The organism is Synechococcus sp. Cu2B8-bc1011 (assembly GCF_047302735.1).
Taxonomy (GTDB): Bacteria; Cyanobacteriota; Cyanobacteriia; order PCC-6307; family Cyanobiaceae; genus Synechococcus_C.
This window is the reverse complement of record NZ_CP138915.1, coordinates 2,063,513-2,077,642: the sequence shown is the minus strand read 5'-3', so window position 1 is coordinate 2,077,642 and position 14,130 is coordinate 2,063,513. Positions and strand designations below refer to the sequence as shown.

The following is a 14,130-nucleotide window of genomic DNA, read 5'->3' as shown; positions in this document are numbered from 1 at the left end:
GTTAAGAAAATAACATCCACGAAGCGCAGCCTTTCTTTTGAAGTTGCGGTCTTCGTACAGTCAAATATCCTCGCTAGACGGATGAAACCCTGCCTCTTCCGCAATACTCACGAGCTCTTCATTATTGTTTTCAGTGCTGATTTCGTCACGCAACTTGTGGTCACTGCTTACTCTTTTAAGAAATGCTATCGCCTGCTTGCGTTGCTTGGCAGCGTGGTAGAAGGTGCAAGGCTAAGCTTTTTTGAGCACGATGATTGTATTGAGCTTGGCAATGATTTGGTTATAGATTTGATGTCAGGTGCGTCTGAAGATCATGGCTTAAGTGTTTCTATCGTCTCGTGATAATTGATCTTTTGGTTCGTCAGGTTTTGTTCTAAAGATCTGCGCGTTGAGGTCTTTCCGTCTAATTCCCTGAACCGTAGTCCTGTGCACCTCAGATCTTGCTGGTCAAAGTGCAAGCCTCCCGTCATGGTGCTAGTGGCCAACGCCAGGTCGTGGTGCTTCTCCCAGGCGGTGTCCCATCGACATGGTCGTGTTCATCCTTCCAGCTCGATCCGATCGCCCTGTTCGATCCGCGTGTCCAGGAGTTGTCAGACTTTCCCTCCTCAGGACAGCGCTTTGTTCCTTTCATCGTCAAACTGGTCTCTATAAGACTGATAAGCACTTACAGCTGGTCGGCACTCGTTGAGTCGTTCTTCAATGGTTATCAGGTCAGCCCGGAGTGTCTGTAGAGGTCGAAGTCACGGGACCCTGAACGAGATCGCCTCCGGCCCTGGGCTACAGCATCAGCTCTTGAACAACGGTTGCCGCACCGTTTGCGCAGAGATGCCAGATGCAGCCCTCACTTGTCTTGATTTCTGGTGTCGAGGAGGAAGCACCTGGGAAGGTCATGGGGAAGAAGGCCTTGCCCACTTTTTAGAGCACATGGTGTTTAAGGGCAGCGACACTCTTCAGGCCGGAGAATTTGATCGTCGGATTGAAGCCCTCGGTGGCAGCAGTAATGCGGCAACCGGTTTTGATGATGTGCATTTTCACGTCTTGGTGCCTTCCAACTGCGCTCAGAACGCCCTTGACCTGTTGCTTGACCTTGTGCTCAATCCAGCGTTGAGAGAGGACGCTTATGGCATGGAGAGGGATGTGGTCCTGGAAGAAATTGCCCAGTACCGAGATCAACCGGATGAACAAGTTTTCCAAACTCTGTTGTCTAAGGGGTTTGGAGAACACCCATACGGCCGTCCAATCCTCGGATGGGAACAGAGTTTGATCGATAGCACTCCAGAGGGAATGCGCCGATTTCACAACAGGAGGTATCGCGGCCCCAACTGTTGTTTGGCCATCAGTGGAGCTGTGACATCGAGCGTCTTGGAGCAGATTCACTCCAGCCGTCTCACCGAACTCGAAGGCAACCTTGATCTTGGCGACGAATCCGCATCCGCTTCCAGTTCGCTCGCGTTTCAAAGCGGCCGGCAAGCCCTTCGCTTCCCTCGTCTGGAGGCAGCGCGGTTGCTGATGGCATGGCCGATGGCTGCAGCCAACGACCAAGACAACGTGATGGGTGCCGACCTCGCGACCACCCTGCTGGCGGAGGGGAGGCGTAGTCGTTTGGTGCAACGCTTGAGGGAAGACCTACAAATCGTGGAATCCATTGATATGGACGTCACTGTGATGGAACAGGGAAGCGTGGTGATGTTGGAGGCCTGTTGTCCTGAAGACCAGATTGATCAGGTTGAAGCCGTGATCGCGGAGGAATTGAAACGGGCCACGGTGGATGCCATCGCCGATGACGAACTGCATCGAGCACAGCAATTGGTGGGGAATGGCCTTCGATTCAGCTTGGAAGCCCCAGGATCAGTGGCTGCAATTGCTGGATCCCAATCCCTATGGGGCCGAACCCAAACGTTGTTATCTCCGCTCAGTCATCTGCAGACTTGGACGGTTGAGCGCTTGCAAGAGTCCCTTCTGCCTCGTTTGCAACCGGATCAAGCGTTCACCCTTTTGGCCTTACCCGAGGACTCGGAGTGAGCACGACAGATTTGGTGCTGGATCCTGTTCAGACCCCCGGTGTGTTGGCCGCCAAAATGTGGATCGGTTGTGGAAGCTCTGCTGATCCGATCGGTCAGAGGGGAGCTCATCAACTGTTGGCATCCGTGATGACTCGCGGCTGTGGTTCCCTCGATGCCATCCAAATGGCTGATCTCGTGGAGGGTTGTGGTGCAGGCCTTCGCTGCGACACCAATGAGGATGGCTTGCTGATCAGCATGAAATGCCGGGATCTCGATAGTCCCCAATTGCTTCCCCTCTTGGGTTCGATGGTTCATGAACCGCATCTGCAAGCCGATCAGGTGAACCTGGAGCGGGAGTTGAGTCTTCAGGCCTTGCAGCGTCAGCGAGAAGATCCCTTCCATCTGGCCTTTGATGGCTGGCGCCAACTGGCCTATGGCGCGGGCCCCTATGGCCATGACCCCCTGGGAGTTTCGAGTGAGTTGGAGAAACTCAATGCAGAGTCTCTACGGCCGATTGCCACATCGCTCAGTTCTGAACCAGCGATTTTGGCGTTGTCGGGTTCGATTCCAGAGGGATTGTTGGACCAGCTTCAAGCAGACGGAATTTGTCCTCAACCCCAATCCGCTGAATCGGATCTGGACGTCAAAGAATCGAGTAACCGAGCATCACTGAGCGCGGAACAAACCGTTCACCTCCACCCGCAGTCCACCGAGCAGGTTGTGCTGATGCTCGGTCAGCCAACACTCCCTCACGGACACCCAGACGATCTTGCGCTTCGTTTGCTGCAAACCCATTTGGGTACCGGTATGTCCAGCTTGCTTTTTCGCCGGCTTCGCGAAGACCACGGCGTGGCCTATGACGTCGGCGTGCACCATCCAGCAAGAGCCAAAGCCTCACCTTTTGTTTTGCATGCTTCAACCGCGGTCGACAAGGCCTTAACGAGCTTGGACCTGCTGATGATGAGTTGGCAGGAACTGATGGAACACACCCTTGTGAGCACAGACCTCAATCTGGCGCGGGCCAAATTACGTGGTCAGTTGGCCCATGCCTCTCAAACAACCGGTCAGAGAGCTGAACGTCGTGCTCAGCTCCGAGGCCTTGGCCTTCCCGATAAGCATGACCATGACTGCATGGAGGCTTTAGAGACCCTTGATGGCACTGCTTTGCGTTTGGCAGCATCCCGCCATCTTGCCAATCCTCTTCTCAGTCTTTCTGGACCACAATCTGCGATTGAATCCTTGGCTGATCGATGGCAACAAGCACTTGGTCAACGTTGAATGTCTGGAAGGCTTCAGTTGCCTTAAAATCAGATTGTCATTCCTTGAATTGAAGGCACATCGGTAGCCTTTTGAGTGTATTGATTGTAGGGATTTCGTTCTATGCTATTAACGATAAAATAGGACTGTCTTTGTTAAACAATGCAATCACCAATAATTAAGTACTGGCGTCTCTGGGTCAATGAAAAGGGAACCAGCTCTCAGTCACTTCATGCGTTGAATAATCACCAGCAATCTGTTTTTGCTCAAGGTGCTGCGCCAATATGGTGTGCACGTCACTCCCCGGTTGAAAGTCAACTGGTCACGCTGATCTTGATGCCTGGAGATGTGTTTGCGTGGCATGAAAATCCTGCTCCTCAATGGATCATGACTCTGCGCGGTCATTGGGCAGTGAAAACCATGGACGGCACAGTGGTGGAAATGGGGCCTGGGGATATCAGTTTCGGTGGCGATCAAGGAACTTTCAATCAGCAAGGGCATTGCTCTTGGTGTATTGGTGATCGACCTACCGAATTGCTCTTGGTTCAGGCTTCAGAGGCACCGAGCTGGAATCCCTGCTGATGACCTCTAGGGGTTATTGGCCATCATGGCTGTGCCATGCCCATCGGGCTTTGTTGTCTTGTTTGTTATTGAATTTCTGAAAATGGAAATAGCACTAGTCTTCAAATACTGCAAATTCTTTCACGCGTGACATGAAGTCTTTCATTTCGTGTTCAGAGATGCTGCATGCCATATCGGTCCAGCGATCCAGATGCATCTGTAGTATCTGGCCAGAGTATTTATCTGCAAATCTGTGGAATGTATGGTGCAGAATTAATATTAAGTCACGCTTTGGAATCCATGGGTGGGCGAATGAAATCTGATCGAGTCTGTTTAGCTTGCCGATCTCTAAGTCCATGAATGTATTGATGCCGGATGATTTAGACTACGAAGACAGGCTCGGTTCTTTTTATTCAAAAGAAAAGGAGATCAGTATCAAATGAAAGAATAAAGGCAATGATGTTTTACTAGCCTGAATGTTGAATGGAGTGGGATTAGGCGCAGTGACAGCTGACGCGATCATTGCTGAAGTCATTGATGATCTCTGCGTTTCAGGCTTGATGCTGTTGTTGCCTCTGCTTTCTTGAGTTGTTTGAAAGTATTGCCTAGGAGGTTTGTCGTGAGCGTTGATCTAAGCCACAGTGAGGGTCTGAAACTCGTCGAAATGGCCCGATGAAAAAGCTACTTCTTAAATTGATAGGTCCGCTGCTTGCGGTAATTGGCGTGTTTGGCCTGGCTGGATCAGGAATTGTTTGGAATTTCCTGGGCCGATCACTGGGCCTTCCCAGCACAGTGATCTCCTTGCTGGTGTTGACGCTTGGGTTTGCGCTTCTCCGGCCTTTGGCTCGTGCATCGGCATCTATCGCAGCCTCTGATTCAGCTCCAGCGTCTCCAAGTAAATCTGAAGAAAGAAAGAAAGAGCTAGATCCTTCTTCCAGTGAGATGAGGTGGGAACTTACGACAGCGGAATCGATTGCTCAAGAGCTCGCAGAATCCCAAAAACTAGTTGAGGTTGCTCTTCCGGTTAATTTTGCTTCAGAAAAGCTTCTGCCGGGACAGGGCTTGCCAAACCGAAAGCGTCGTCCAGGTGCATCCTTGAAGCTTTATAAGACGATGGCTGGCGAATTGTTTGATACTAAATAACAATAAGCAGTTAATTCTTTTTGGATTTTGTTGAGGCTAATCGCCGTGATTTTGCTTTGAACAAGGCTTTTCAGGCTTGTATTGATGGCGGCTTTTGGCAAATCCTAAATGTTTTGCTAGAGAGGAGTTAATCTTCTTTGTCTCTTGCTGATGAAAGCCATTCTGTTGTTGACAGCTGCTGTCATCGTGCTGGGAACCACTGGGGTTGCCGTTGCTGGGTCAGTGACTGAACAGGCGATGGATGAGGAGGTCGCGACAAACAGAGCCTTATCCAAAGTTCCACAAGGAAAAAAAGTGATAGGTACGTCATGCATGTCGATTGAGATTGGCATGGGTGGTGAAACGTCCTATCGCTGCACAGCAACTTGGAAGTGAAGACGCAGCACTTCATGCTTGGAACATGACATTCCAGTTGTGCCAAGCTGCTGACTGAATCGTTAGTGGTGTCCTAGATCGCCAATTGTCTTTGATTCTGTTTATTTTCCGAGGCTTTATCTCAACGCACTATGCAATGGACTGGGCAGAGATAAGACTGTTGAAGTGATAGTGCAGGTCATCAAAAAGCCGGTTCTTAGAACCGGCTTTTTGATAGGGATTTGAGCTTTTTGAAATCGGAGCGGCGGGATTTGAACCCACGACCCCCACTACCCCAAAGTGGTGCGCTACCAAGCTGCGCTACGCCCCGTCAGAAGGAAGCTATCACAGCGCATTCCCCGCTTTGTTCAACCTTGTGGAGCGTTTCAGCAGTCGATTTGTCAATTTGTCGCGGGGGTCGCTGCTGTAACCCCAGAGGCGCAAATCCCTTGCAAGGAGACGCAACTCACTGAGCGTCATTGAAGCTAACTGGAGCTCAGGCAGGGTGCGCCAAGCTCTGCTGGTCATCGGCATTGCAGAGCGGCTAGGGCGCTCGTTTAAGGCAAGCGTTCCATCCGCAAGCCACTCAGGAATGAGCACCACCAAAACGGCAATCAAGCCATAGAGCTCCACCAACCCCTTAGGTAATGGGTGCAGCCGACGGGGCTGGCGTGAGTCAGGTGAGGGCTTCACGTACCTTTTTTAGGTGCCTTAGTTGATCTAAATAAGCTGATTTTCCCATTCAAATCTCTGTTTGTGATCAAATCGCCAAGGAGCTTCCGCTTGGGGTGGATTGCTCTTTCCACAGAAATGGCTCTGTGTTGTTGTCATTGGGTCTCAAGCTGAAGATCAAAACGAACACCACAACAAGTGTGAGCGCAATTGCAGCCATGACGACCCTGTCTGGCAAGGCGTTGTTCATGGGTTTAATCCTTCAGAGAAATGGGGCTGTTGTCACCGCGTAAAACACAGTGACTGATGGACCAGTCGTAGTGGCTCCAAACCGAACTTGGAAGTTTGTAGTTTGCACCTGCGAAGTCTCCGAGCAAAACACCAGTTGGCATGGCTGAGCAATAGGGCCTGCTGCCTGGTCGAGCTAAGTATTGCTGGTGGTACTCCTCCGCCCTAAAAAAGACTTGGTCGGCCGCGATCTCCGTTGTGATTGCAGCGGGGGTTTGTTTGTTCAATGCAGACTGATACCAATCCCGGCTTGCGACTGCCAGCTCCGCTTGGTGCTCTGTGCTGGTGTAAATCGCTGAGCGATATTGGCTGCCACGGTCGTTTCCTTGTTGATCGCCTTGCGTTGGGTTGTGGCATTCCCAAAACAATTTCAAGAGATCACTGAAATCAATGGCCGTCGTGCTCCAAACCACCCTCACGACTTCCGAGTGGCCTGTGCGTCCGCTGCAAACTTGTTCATAGCTTGGATTTTCGACTTTCCCGCCCGCATAACCAACGGCTGTTGAAACCACACCAGGAAGTCTCCAAAAGCCTTTCTCAGCTCCCCAGAAACAGCCGCAACCAAACAGGGCCTCTTCCTGATCGTCCATGAGCGGCGCATTCAGTGCAGTCCCGAGCACCACATGCCGCCCTTGATCGCTGGACGGCTGTGAGGGTGAGGTTTGTCCAGTAAGCCAGGAAGGCAGCATTGCAGGTAAGCCAATGCCAAAACCCTAGGCAACTGATTTGGGTTCCAGCTGAATGTGATTCAGCAGAGTCGTGACAAAGGCGAATAAAAGGAACGGCAAGCTCAAGACAAGAATCAGACCAACACCCACTAGCGCGAAAAGCGGCTTAGAAGATCCCATGAGGGCCAGACCGGAGGCCAAACTCACAAAAATCACTGCCATCCAGGCCAAGATTTGGCCATAGACGTCGCCGAAGGTGAGGGTGCAGCGCACCGCGAAGGGAGGGCTGGAAGACATCGCTAAAACCTTTTGATCCAGCTAAGCCCCGAACGCAAGATTTGTCGTGGCTTTATGGATAAGCGTTTCATGTTTCAAGCAACGGCATCCAAGCGTTCTGCCGCCTGCTCGCGCTCCCAAAGGCTGCGATAAGGACCTTGGATGGTGATGAGTTCGTTGTGATGGCCTTGTTGGACGAGGCGGCCCTGTTCCAGAACAAGAATCCGATCGCAAGCAGCTGCAGCCGACAATTGGTGGCTGATCATCACAATCGTGCGTTGCGTTTGCCGACGGACGGACGCGAGAATTTCTGCGGCGGTGTTGTTGTCAACGCTGGCTAGTGCGTCGTCTAAAACCAATAACGGTGATGTCATCAACAAGGCTCTGCCAAGGGCCGTCCGTTGCCGTTGACCTCCGCTGAGCGTGATCCCTCTCTCTCCCACCAAGGTGTCAAAACCATCGGGGAAACCTTTCACATCGGCGAGCAATCGGGCCTGATCAGCTGCTGCTTCGACGCGATCCATGCTTGCTTCAGGCTCTCCGTAGCGAAGGTTGTCGGCAAGGCTGCTCGTGAACAGATAGCCCTCCTGTGGCACAAGAGCGATCTGTTCTCTGAGGTCTTGGAGTCGAAATTGTGTGATGTCGAAGCCATCCAGAAACAGCTGTCCCTCAGGTATTTCCACCATGCGACCAAGGGCTCGGGCAAGGGTGGTTTTTCCGCAACCAACAGGACCAACAACAGCCACCAATTCGCCAGGCGCAATGCGGAACGAAAGGCCTCTCAAGGTGTCTTGATCGCTTCCGTCATATCGAATATGCAAATTATTTGCGATCAGTTCGCCTTGCATCCCTTGTTGAACTGCAACGGGTTCGAGGGGATCTCGAATCCGAGGTTGGCGAGATAGCAATTCCTCAACCCGCTCCAGGCTCACCTGGCCCGTCTGAAAAGTGTTGAGTGTGAAGCCCAACAACGCCGTTGGAAAGACCAGTCGTTCCACATAAAGGATTAGAGCAACCAAACCGCCGATGGTGAGCGTTCCCCGTTCCAACTGCCCACTGCCAAGGGCAATCAGGAGCAGCAAAGAGATGGAGGAAATTCCTTCTAATAGTGGAAAAAGGGTGCTGCGGGTTCGAGCCAAGCGAATGGCTGAATCTCTGTAGTTTTTGTTTCGAGTGCCAAAGGCGTCTAGTTCCGGAGCCTCTTGTCCGTAAATCTTGATCGCCGCGATGCCGGAAAGATCTTCTTGAATGAGCTCACTTAGACCCGCTAGATCTTCCTGTTGGCGTCGCTGTTGGCGCATCATCCGGCCGCCAAACAAGCGCACCGAACCGAGCATGACTGGATACAACGCGATCGCTGCAACGGTGAGCCCTGGATCAATTGCCAACATTGCTGGGAGCGTGAAGGCGTATGCCAAGACGGTGTTGGTCAGGCTGAGGACAGCAAAGCCAAGAAGTCTTCTGACGTTTTCAACATCGCTCGTGGCACGGCTAATAATTTCTCCACTTCCCGTTTGCTGCACCCAGCCGGGCTCTTGCAGCAGCATCTGATCAAATAATTTTTGGCGTAATTCCACCTCAACCTGCCGCCCAACCCCAAACACCAATTGGCGTGAAATCAGCCGTGCGATTCCCATGCTCGTGGCCAGCAGCACGATGAAGGCGGCTTGACGCAGCACGTCGGAGATTGCGAACCCGTCTTGTAAGTCATCAATCACTCGCCTGACCTCAAGCGGGATCGTGACGCTGAGAATATTCACCACAACCAGCGTTAGGGCTCCCACCACAACCGTGCGACGGTGCGGCCGCAGATAGCGACCGATTAAATCGAGGCGGAAGGCGGCCATGCCTGGTGCAGAACAGCTATCAACCTAGGCAGTCGGCTTGATGAGAAGTTGGCTCGCAACCTGAGCCCCGGCGAGTCACAGCTGGTTACTGATCGATCTGGTCATTGCCTCGTTTGTAGGTGATAGTGGAGAAGTCCCCATCACCCGGCCCGGCGTGCGTCTGCACACCGGGCTTTTTTCTGACCAGCTACTTCCATCGCGTTTCTCTCATGGTGACTGCATCAGCGTCCTGGCCCCAACTGCTTGAGCAATTGTTGGTAGGCAACGTGTTGTCCAAGGAGAACGCTGCTGCGCTCATGGAGGCGTGGCTGGCGGAAGAGCTCACGCCAGTTCAGACCGGTGCCTTTCTTGCGGCGTTGCGTGCACGCGATGTTCATGGATCAGAACTCGCTGCGATGGCCGAGGTTTTGCGCAAGGCGTGTGCACTCCAAACCGCGACACCCATTCTTGGGCTGGTCGATACCTGTGGCACTGGTGGAGATGGAGCCGATACCTTCAACATCTCGACAGCTGTGGCGTTTACAGCGGCGGCCTGTGGGGCTCATGTCGCTAAACATGGCAACCGCAGCGCCAGTGGAAAGGTTGGCTCTGCTGATGTTCTGGAGGGATTGGGCCTGCGTCTCAAGGCGCCGCTGGAATCAGTGGTGGGTGCCTTGCCTGTTTCGGGAGTGACGTTCCTCTTTGCACCTGCATGGCATCCAGCACTCGTCAACCTCGCACCGCTTCGCCGCAGTTTGGGGGTGAGAACGGTGTTTAACCTGCTCGGCCCTCTTGTGAATCCACTCACACCCGAAGCTCAAGTTCTTGGTGTTGCCAAAGCTGACCTGTTGGACCCGATGGCCGAGGCGTTGCAACAACTTGGTCTCACACGCGCCGTTGTGGTGCATGGCGCAGGAGGGCTGGATGAAGCCTCGCTGGAGGGACCCAATCAAGTACGCATTCTTGAAAACGGAAACGTTCGTTCCGAGCAACTCACTGCCTCTGATTTTGGTCTGACTCCTGCGCCCCTTGAGGCCTTAAGAGGTGGGGATTTGGTGACCAATCAGCAGATTCTTGAGGCGGTCTTGAAGGGTGAAGCTCCTGAGGCGCACCGTGATGCGGTTGCCTTCAATACCGCGCTGGTCCTTTGGGCTGCAGGTGTTCAGTCTGATCTGGCTGAGGGTGTCAAACAGGCTTTGACAAGCCTGGAAGAAGGTCAGCCGTGGCATCGACTTGTGTCTCTCCGTGATGCCTTGGAAGGTCGCAAGGAAGAATGAAGAGGCCATGGCCGACACTTGCTTCTGCTAATGACCGCTCCTAACCCATTCACAGCGCGTCTGGTCCTGCAGGACGGCACAGTTCTCGAAGGTTTTGCCTGCGGTCAGCGCGGCAGTGTGATCGGAGAGGTGGTGTTCAACACAGGCATGACTGGATACCAAGAGGTGTTGACGGATCCCAGTTATTCAGGCCAGCTCATTACCTTTACGTATCCAGAGATAGGAAATACGGGTGTTAACCCAGATGATCAAGAGGCGGATCAGCCTCATGCCCGTGGATTGATCGTGAGGCAGTTGGCCCCACAAGACAGCAACTGGCGCAGCCAACAATCTCTTCCTGAATGGATGGAGCAAAACGGTGTGATCGGAATTCACGGTGTGGATACCCGTGCTCTCGTTAGGCATTTGCGCGAGTTGGGCCCCATGAACGGTGTGATCAGCAGCGATGGGCGCTCGGCCCTTGAGCTTTTAGAGGAACTGAAGCAAGCCCCTTCGATGGAGGGTCTCAATCTGGCTGATCAGGTGTCGACTTCAACTGGGTACAGCTGGACCAAGCCCTGCAATGTCTTGTTTGACCAACGGTTTCAGCCCCGTCCTGAACGCCCCTATCGAGTTGTAGCGATTGATTTCGGAATTAAGCGAGCCATTCTTGAACGTCTTGTGAGCCATGGCTGTGACTTAACGGTTTTGCCTGCCAACACCGATATCAACACCGTGCTCTCCTACGAACCGGAAGGGGTTTTTCTGTCCAACGGACCTGGCGATCCTGCGGCTGTGCAATCAGGCATCACCCTGGCCAGCAGCTTGCTGGAACACAGGCAGCTGCCGATGTTTGGGATCTGTCTGGGGCATCAAATTCTGGGATTGGCCCTCGGTGGCACAACGTTCAAGTTGGCGTATGGCCATCGGGGCCTCAATCATCCATGTGGCAGCACTGGTCAGGTGGAAATCACAAGTCAAAACCATGGTTTTGCTCTTGATGCAGCTTCATTGCCTACGGAGGACGTAGAGATCACTCACTTCAACTTGAACGACCGCACCGTGGCGGCATTGGCCCATCGAACCCAACCGGTGTTTGGCGTTCAATATCACCCTGAAGCCAGCCCAGGCCCCCATGATGCCGATCATCATTTCGCTCGATTTGCGAGCTTGATGGCTGATCGCCGTTGAATCGTGATCAGATCGTGGTGAGAAGGAGCCAAGCTCACTAGTATTTGTCGCAACAGAATTTCGGGGGATTAGTCCCATTACTGAACTGCAGCGATTAACCGTTTCGCTTCGGGGTGGCTTCGAGCAGAAGGGTGGCTGCGTGGTGTTTCATTTCACCGGTCAGCTTGATGCCTATTCCGAGAGTCAGTTCATGACCTATGTGACTGATGTTTTGAAAACGAATAAGTCACCGGCCGTGATCGACCTCATCAAGGTTGATTTTCTTGATTCTTCTGGTTTAGGTGCTCTTGTTCAATTCGCCAAACAATGCAAAGACTCCAAGCGACGCTTTGCGGTGGTTGGTAATGCCCGAGTTGTTCAAACCGTCAAGTTGGTGAGACTTGAAGAGTTTCTCCACCTTTCTGAAGATCTTGATAAAGCTGTTAGCCAATTTGCAACTTGAGTGACTGGATTCGTTCTCAGTTTCCTCAAGAGCCTGAGCGTGATCTTGGATCGCTCCAACTCGCTTGGCTTGGGGATGCTGTTTGGGAACTGCATCAACGGCTGAGATTTTGTAAAACTCCAGGACGTTCTCAGGATCTTCACCAAGCCGTCGTCTCTCTCGTTAGGGCTGACGCCCAAGCGGCTGCACTTGAGAAACTTGAGCCGTTTTTGACGGATCAGGAACGCGATTACGTGAGGCGTGGTCGCAATAGGGCTGGCCGGGGACCCAAGCGAGCTGATGCCGTCATCTATGGAAGAGCAACGGGATTTGAGACAATGATTGGCTGGCTCTTTTTGCAAAATCCGGCGCGGCTTGCGCAGCTCTTGGATCAACTCGAGGAGACCGACACCGTCCTGTCATAACCACCCCTGCTATGAGCTCACGATTCGATCGCCGCCCCCCTTCCGGCTCTGGCAGCGGCTCAGGTTCACGTGGTCGACGTCCGTTTCGTGATGGATCACCACCCATGCGTCGCGATCGGAATGACAGCTGGGGAGGTCGTCCTGAAAGCGGGAACAGCGACCGACGCTCCAGTGATCGGCGTCCCTCGGATCGGCGCTTTTCAGAACGGCGTTCTGGTGATTCATATGGAACGGACCGTCGACCGGCTTTTGATCGCCGCTCGTCTGACCGCAGACCCTCGGACCGACCATTTTCGAATCGACAGTCGTCTGATCGGCGTTTTTCAGAGCGTCGATATGGCGATTCGGGTTCCAATGATCGTCGGCCTTCCTTTGATCGTCACTCCCCAGAGGGCCGTTCTTCAGGCAACCGTTTTCCAGAACATCGCTCCAGAGATTCTGGCTCGACTGACCGTCGGTCTTCCTTCGACCGTCGCCCCTCCGTCGATAGCTCCTCAGACCGGTTTGCCGACAGTCGCCCCCCTGAAGGTTCATTCTCCGATCGGCGTTTTTCTGAACGACGTTTTAAAGATTCGGGCGCAACGGATCGTCGCCCATCTTTTGATCGCCGGTCCTCTGATCGCTCCTATGGAGAGCGTCGAGCGCGTTTTGCGGAACGTCGTAGTCAGGGCGGCAGCAGTGGCAAAAGGCTTTCTTCCCAACGTTTGGACGACCAACCTCGTGGTGAGTCGAGTCCACATGCCGCGGAGGCTGTGGCCGACGACTTGCTCTGGGGGCGCCATGCCACCCAAGCGGCTTTAGAGGCAGGCAGGCCTATTCATCGCATTTGGTGCACCTCTGAGTTGCGCAGTGCCTCGAAATTCCTTCAACTGCTCAGAGATGCCAAATCGTCCGGAGTTTTGGTGGAGGAGGTCACCTGGGCAAGGCTTGGCCAGCTCACCGGAGGCGCTGTGCACCAGGGCATTGTCTTGCAAACGGCCGCTGCTGAAACCTTCGATCTTGATGATTTGGTGAAGGGATGCAGCGCCTTGGACGAGGCACCGCTGTTGTTAGCCCTCGACGGTCTGACCGATCCCCATAATTTAGGCGCCATCGTGCGCTCAGCTGAAGCGCTAGGAGCTCATGGTGTTGTTCTTCCTCAACGAAGAAGTGCTGGGCTAACGGGCTCTGTTGCCAAGGTGGCTGCCGGTGCGCTTGAGCACTTACCAGTTGCGCGGGTTGTCAATCTCAACCGCTCTCTAGAAACCTTGAAATCCTCTGGTTATCGGGTGATCGGATTGGCTGAGGAAGGGGATCTCACTCTCGAAGAGGTGGATTTGGATGGTCCCCTAGTGATTGTGACCGGCTCTGAAGGGCAAGGATTGTCGATGTTGACGCGTCGTCATTGCGACCAGTTGATCCGCATTCCCTTACGAGGTGTCACCCCAAGCTTGAATGCATCGGTGGCCACTGCCCTCTGTCTGTACGAGGTGGCGCGTCGCGGTTGGATGAAGGGTCTCAAGGGACAGAACCCATCGCCACGAATCACAAGGCCGCAATTGGCTGGACCCCCTGTCGAAACGCCCCCTGTTGTTCCAGAACCCGGCGACTCCTCCATCGCTGATCCATCGTCTTCTCAACCATCAGATCAGCTCCCAGAAATGCCCTCAGAACAGCCATCTGCTCTGGCTTCTGAGCAGGTCACTGAGCAAGCTTCGGAGGCGTCACTGGTCAGTCTTGATTTACAGCGGGAGTCTGAAATGTCAGGACCTGATGCTTTTGCAGTGAGTATTGATCTCTAATTTCGAGC

General features: G+C 53.3%; 19 protein-coding genes and 1 tRNA gene. 12 read left to right on the top strand and 8 right to left on the bottom strand.

The window, feature by feature from the left end:
- Window positions 1-60: 60 nt before the first annotated feature.
- The gene (locus SIC18_RS10680; protein WP_413429604.1) at window positions 61-153 is read right to left on the bottom strand and encodes a hypothetical protein; all 93 of its coding nucleotides are present in this window, start codon (window positions 151-153) and stop codon (window positions 61-63) included.
- A 3-nt stretch (window positions 154-156) separates the two neighbouring features.
- Between SIC18_RS10680 and SIC18_RS10675 the strand changes: the two genes are divergently transcribed.
- From SIC18_RS10675 to SIC18_RS10655, 5 genes are all read left to right on the top strand, one after another.
- The gene (locus SIC18_RS10675; protein ID WP_245407325.1) at window positions 157-342 is read left to right on the top strand and encodes a hypothetical protein; all 186 of its coding nucleotides are present in this window, start codon (window positions 157-159) and stop codon (window positions 340-342) included.
- Window positions 343-440: 98 nt separating this feature from the next.
- Window positions 441-731, top strand: a complete 291-nt coding sequence (locus SIC18_RS10670) for a hypothetical protein (RefSeq protein ID WP_048346680.1) — start codon at window positions 441-443, stop codon at window positions 729-731.
- 94 nt (window positions 732-825) lie between these two features.
- Complete coding sequence (locus tag SIC18_RS10665) at window positions 826-2,022, top strand: M16 family metallopeptidase (RefSeq protein ID WP_413429603.1); 1,197 nt, start codon at window positions 826-828, stop codon at window positions 2,020-2,022.
- Window positions 2,019-3,281, top strand: coding sequence for a M16 family metallopeptidase (locus SIC18_RS10660; RefSeq protein WP_048346678.1), 1,263 nt, complete (start codon window positions 2,019-2,021; stop codon window positions 3,279-3,281). The genes SIC18_RS10665 and SIC18_RS10660 overlap by 4 nt, the downstream gene beginning before the upstream one ends.
- A 366-nt stretch (window positions 3,282-3,647) precedes the next feature.
- Window positions 3,648-3,842: a hypothetical protein gene (locus SIC18_RS10655; RefSeq protein WP_250395555.1), complete on the top strand. Its 195-nt coding sequence runs from the start codon at window positions 3,648-3,650 to the stop codon at window positions 3,840-3,842.
- Window positions 3,843-3,936: 94 nt separating this feature from the next.
- Here the strand turns inward: SIC18_RS10655 and SIC18_RS10650 are convergent, their stop codons facing one another.
- Window positions 3,937-4,179 carry a hypothetical protein gene (locus SIC18_RS10650; protein WP_048346676.1) on the bottom strand — a complete coding sequence of 81 codons (243 nt, stop codon included), beginning with the start codon at window positions 4,177-4,179 and terminating at the stop codon, window positions 3,937-3,939.
- A 443-nt stretch (window positions 4,180-4,622) separates the two neighbouring features.
- Here SIC18_RS10650 and SIC18_RS10645 point away from each other — a divergent pair, with 443 nt between their 5' ends.
- Both SIC18_RS10645 and SIC18_RS10640 read left to right on the top strand, forming a co-directional pair.
- The gene (locus tag SIC18_RS10645) at window positions 4,623-4,964 is read left to right on the top strand and encodes a hypothetical protein (RefSeq protein WP_413429601.1); all 342 of its coding nucleotides are present in this window, start codon (window positions 4,623-4,625) and stop codon (window positions 4,962-4,964) included.
- A gap of 150 nt (window positions 4,965-5,114) precedes the next feature.
- Window positions 5,115-5,339 carry a hypothetical protein gene (locus SIC18_RS10640; protein ID WP_048348185.1) on the top strand — a complete coding sequence of 75 codons (225 nt, stop codon included), beginning with the start codon at window positions 5,115-5,117 and terminating at the stop codon, window positions 5,337-5,339.
- 236 nt (window positions 5,340-5,575) lie between these two features.
- On the opposite strand, the gene SIC18_RS10635 is transcribed toward SIC18_RS10640, so the two are convergent.
- From SIC18_RS10635 to SIC18_RS10610, 6 genes are all read right to left on the bottom strand, one after another.
- Window positions 5,576-5,649, bottom strand: a tRNA-Pro gene (locus tag SIC18_RS10635).
- Between the two features lie 14 nt (window positions 5,650-5,663).
- Window positions 5,664-6,011, bottom strand: a complete 348-nt coding sequence (locus tag SIC18_RS10630; protein WP_048346674.1) for a hypothetical protein — start codon at window positions 6,009-6,011, stop codon at window positions 5,664-5,666.
- A gap of 67 nt (window positions 6,012-6,078) precedes the next feature.
- Entirely contained in the window at window positions 6,079-6,240 is a 162-nt protein-coding gene (locus tag SIC18_RS10625) for a hypothetical protein (protein WP_245407324.1), read from the bottom strand.
- Between the two features lie 4 nt (window positions 6,241-6,244).
- Entirely contained in the window at window positions 6,245-6,967 is a 723-nt protein-coding gene (gene msrA, locus SIC18_RS10620) for a peptide-methionine (S)-S-oxide reductase MsrA (protein ID WP_250395553.1), read from the bottom strand.
- Between the two features lie 24 nt (window positions 6,968-6,991).
- The gene (locus SIC18_RS10615) at window positions 6,992-7,243 is read right to left on the bottom strand and encodes a hypothetical protein (RefSeq protein WP_048346672.1); all 252 of its coding nucleotides are present in this window, start codon (window positions 7,241-7,243) and stop codon (window positions 6,992-6,994) included.
- Window positions 7,244-7,317: 74 nt separating this feature from the next.
- Window positions 7,318-9,069 (bottom strand): ABC transporter ATP-binding protein, encoded by a 1,752-nt coding sequence (locus SIC18_RS10610; protein WP_413429600.1) that lies wholly within the window; start codon window positions 9,067-9,069, stop codon window positions 7,318-7,320.
- Window positions 9,070-9,278: 209 nt separating this feature from the next.
- Here SIC18_RS10610 and trpD point away from each other — a divergent pair, with 209 nt between their 5' ends.
- The 5 genes from trpD to rlmB all read left to right on the top strand — a co-directional run bounded on the left by trpD (window position 9,279) and on the right by rlmB (window position 14,122).
- The gene (gene trpD, locus SIC18_RS10605; protein WP_413429599.1) at window positions 9,279-10,325 is read left to right on the top strand and encodes an anthranilate phosphoribosyltransferase; all 1,047 of its coding nucleotides are present in this window, start codon (window positions 9,279-9,281) and stop codon (window positions 10,323-10,325) included.
- Between the two features lie 30 nt (window positions 10,326-10,355).
- On the top strand, window positions 10,356-11,495 hold the full coding sequence (carA, locus tag SIC18_RS10600; RefSeq protein WP_413429598.1) for a glutamine-hydrolyzing carbamoyl-phosphate synthase small subunit: 1,140 nt from the start codon (window positions 10,356-10,358) through the stop codon (window positions 11,493-11,495).
- Between the two features lie 85 nt (window positions 11,496-11,580).
- Window positions 11,581-11,937, top strand: a complete 357-nt coding sequence (locus SIC18_RS10595; protein WP_071840744.1) for an STAS domain-containing protein — start codon at window positions 11,581-11,583, stop codon at window positions 11,935-11,937.
- Entirely contained in the window at window positions 11,934-12,341 is a 408-nt protein-coding gene (locus tag SIC18_RS10590) for a Mini-ribonuclease 3 (RefSeq protein ID WP_413429596.1), read from the top strand. The genes SIC18_RS10595 and SIC18_RS10590 overlap by 4 nt, the downstream gene beginning before the upstream one ends.
- An 11-nt stretch (window positions 12,342-12,352) precedes the next feature.
- The gene (gene rlmB / locus SIC18_RS10585) at window positions 12,353-14,122 is read left to right on the top strand and encodes a 23S rRNA (guanosine(2251)-2'-O)-methyltransferase RlmB (RefSeq protein ID WP_048346667.1); all 1,770 of its coding nucleotides are present in this window, start codon (window positions 12,353-12,355) and stop codon (window positions 14,120-14,122) included.
- Window positions 14,123-14,130: the final 8 nt, after the last annotated feature.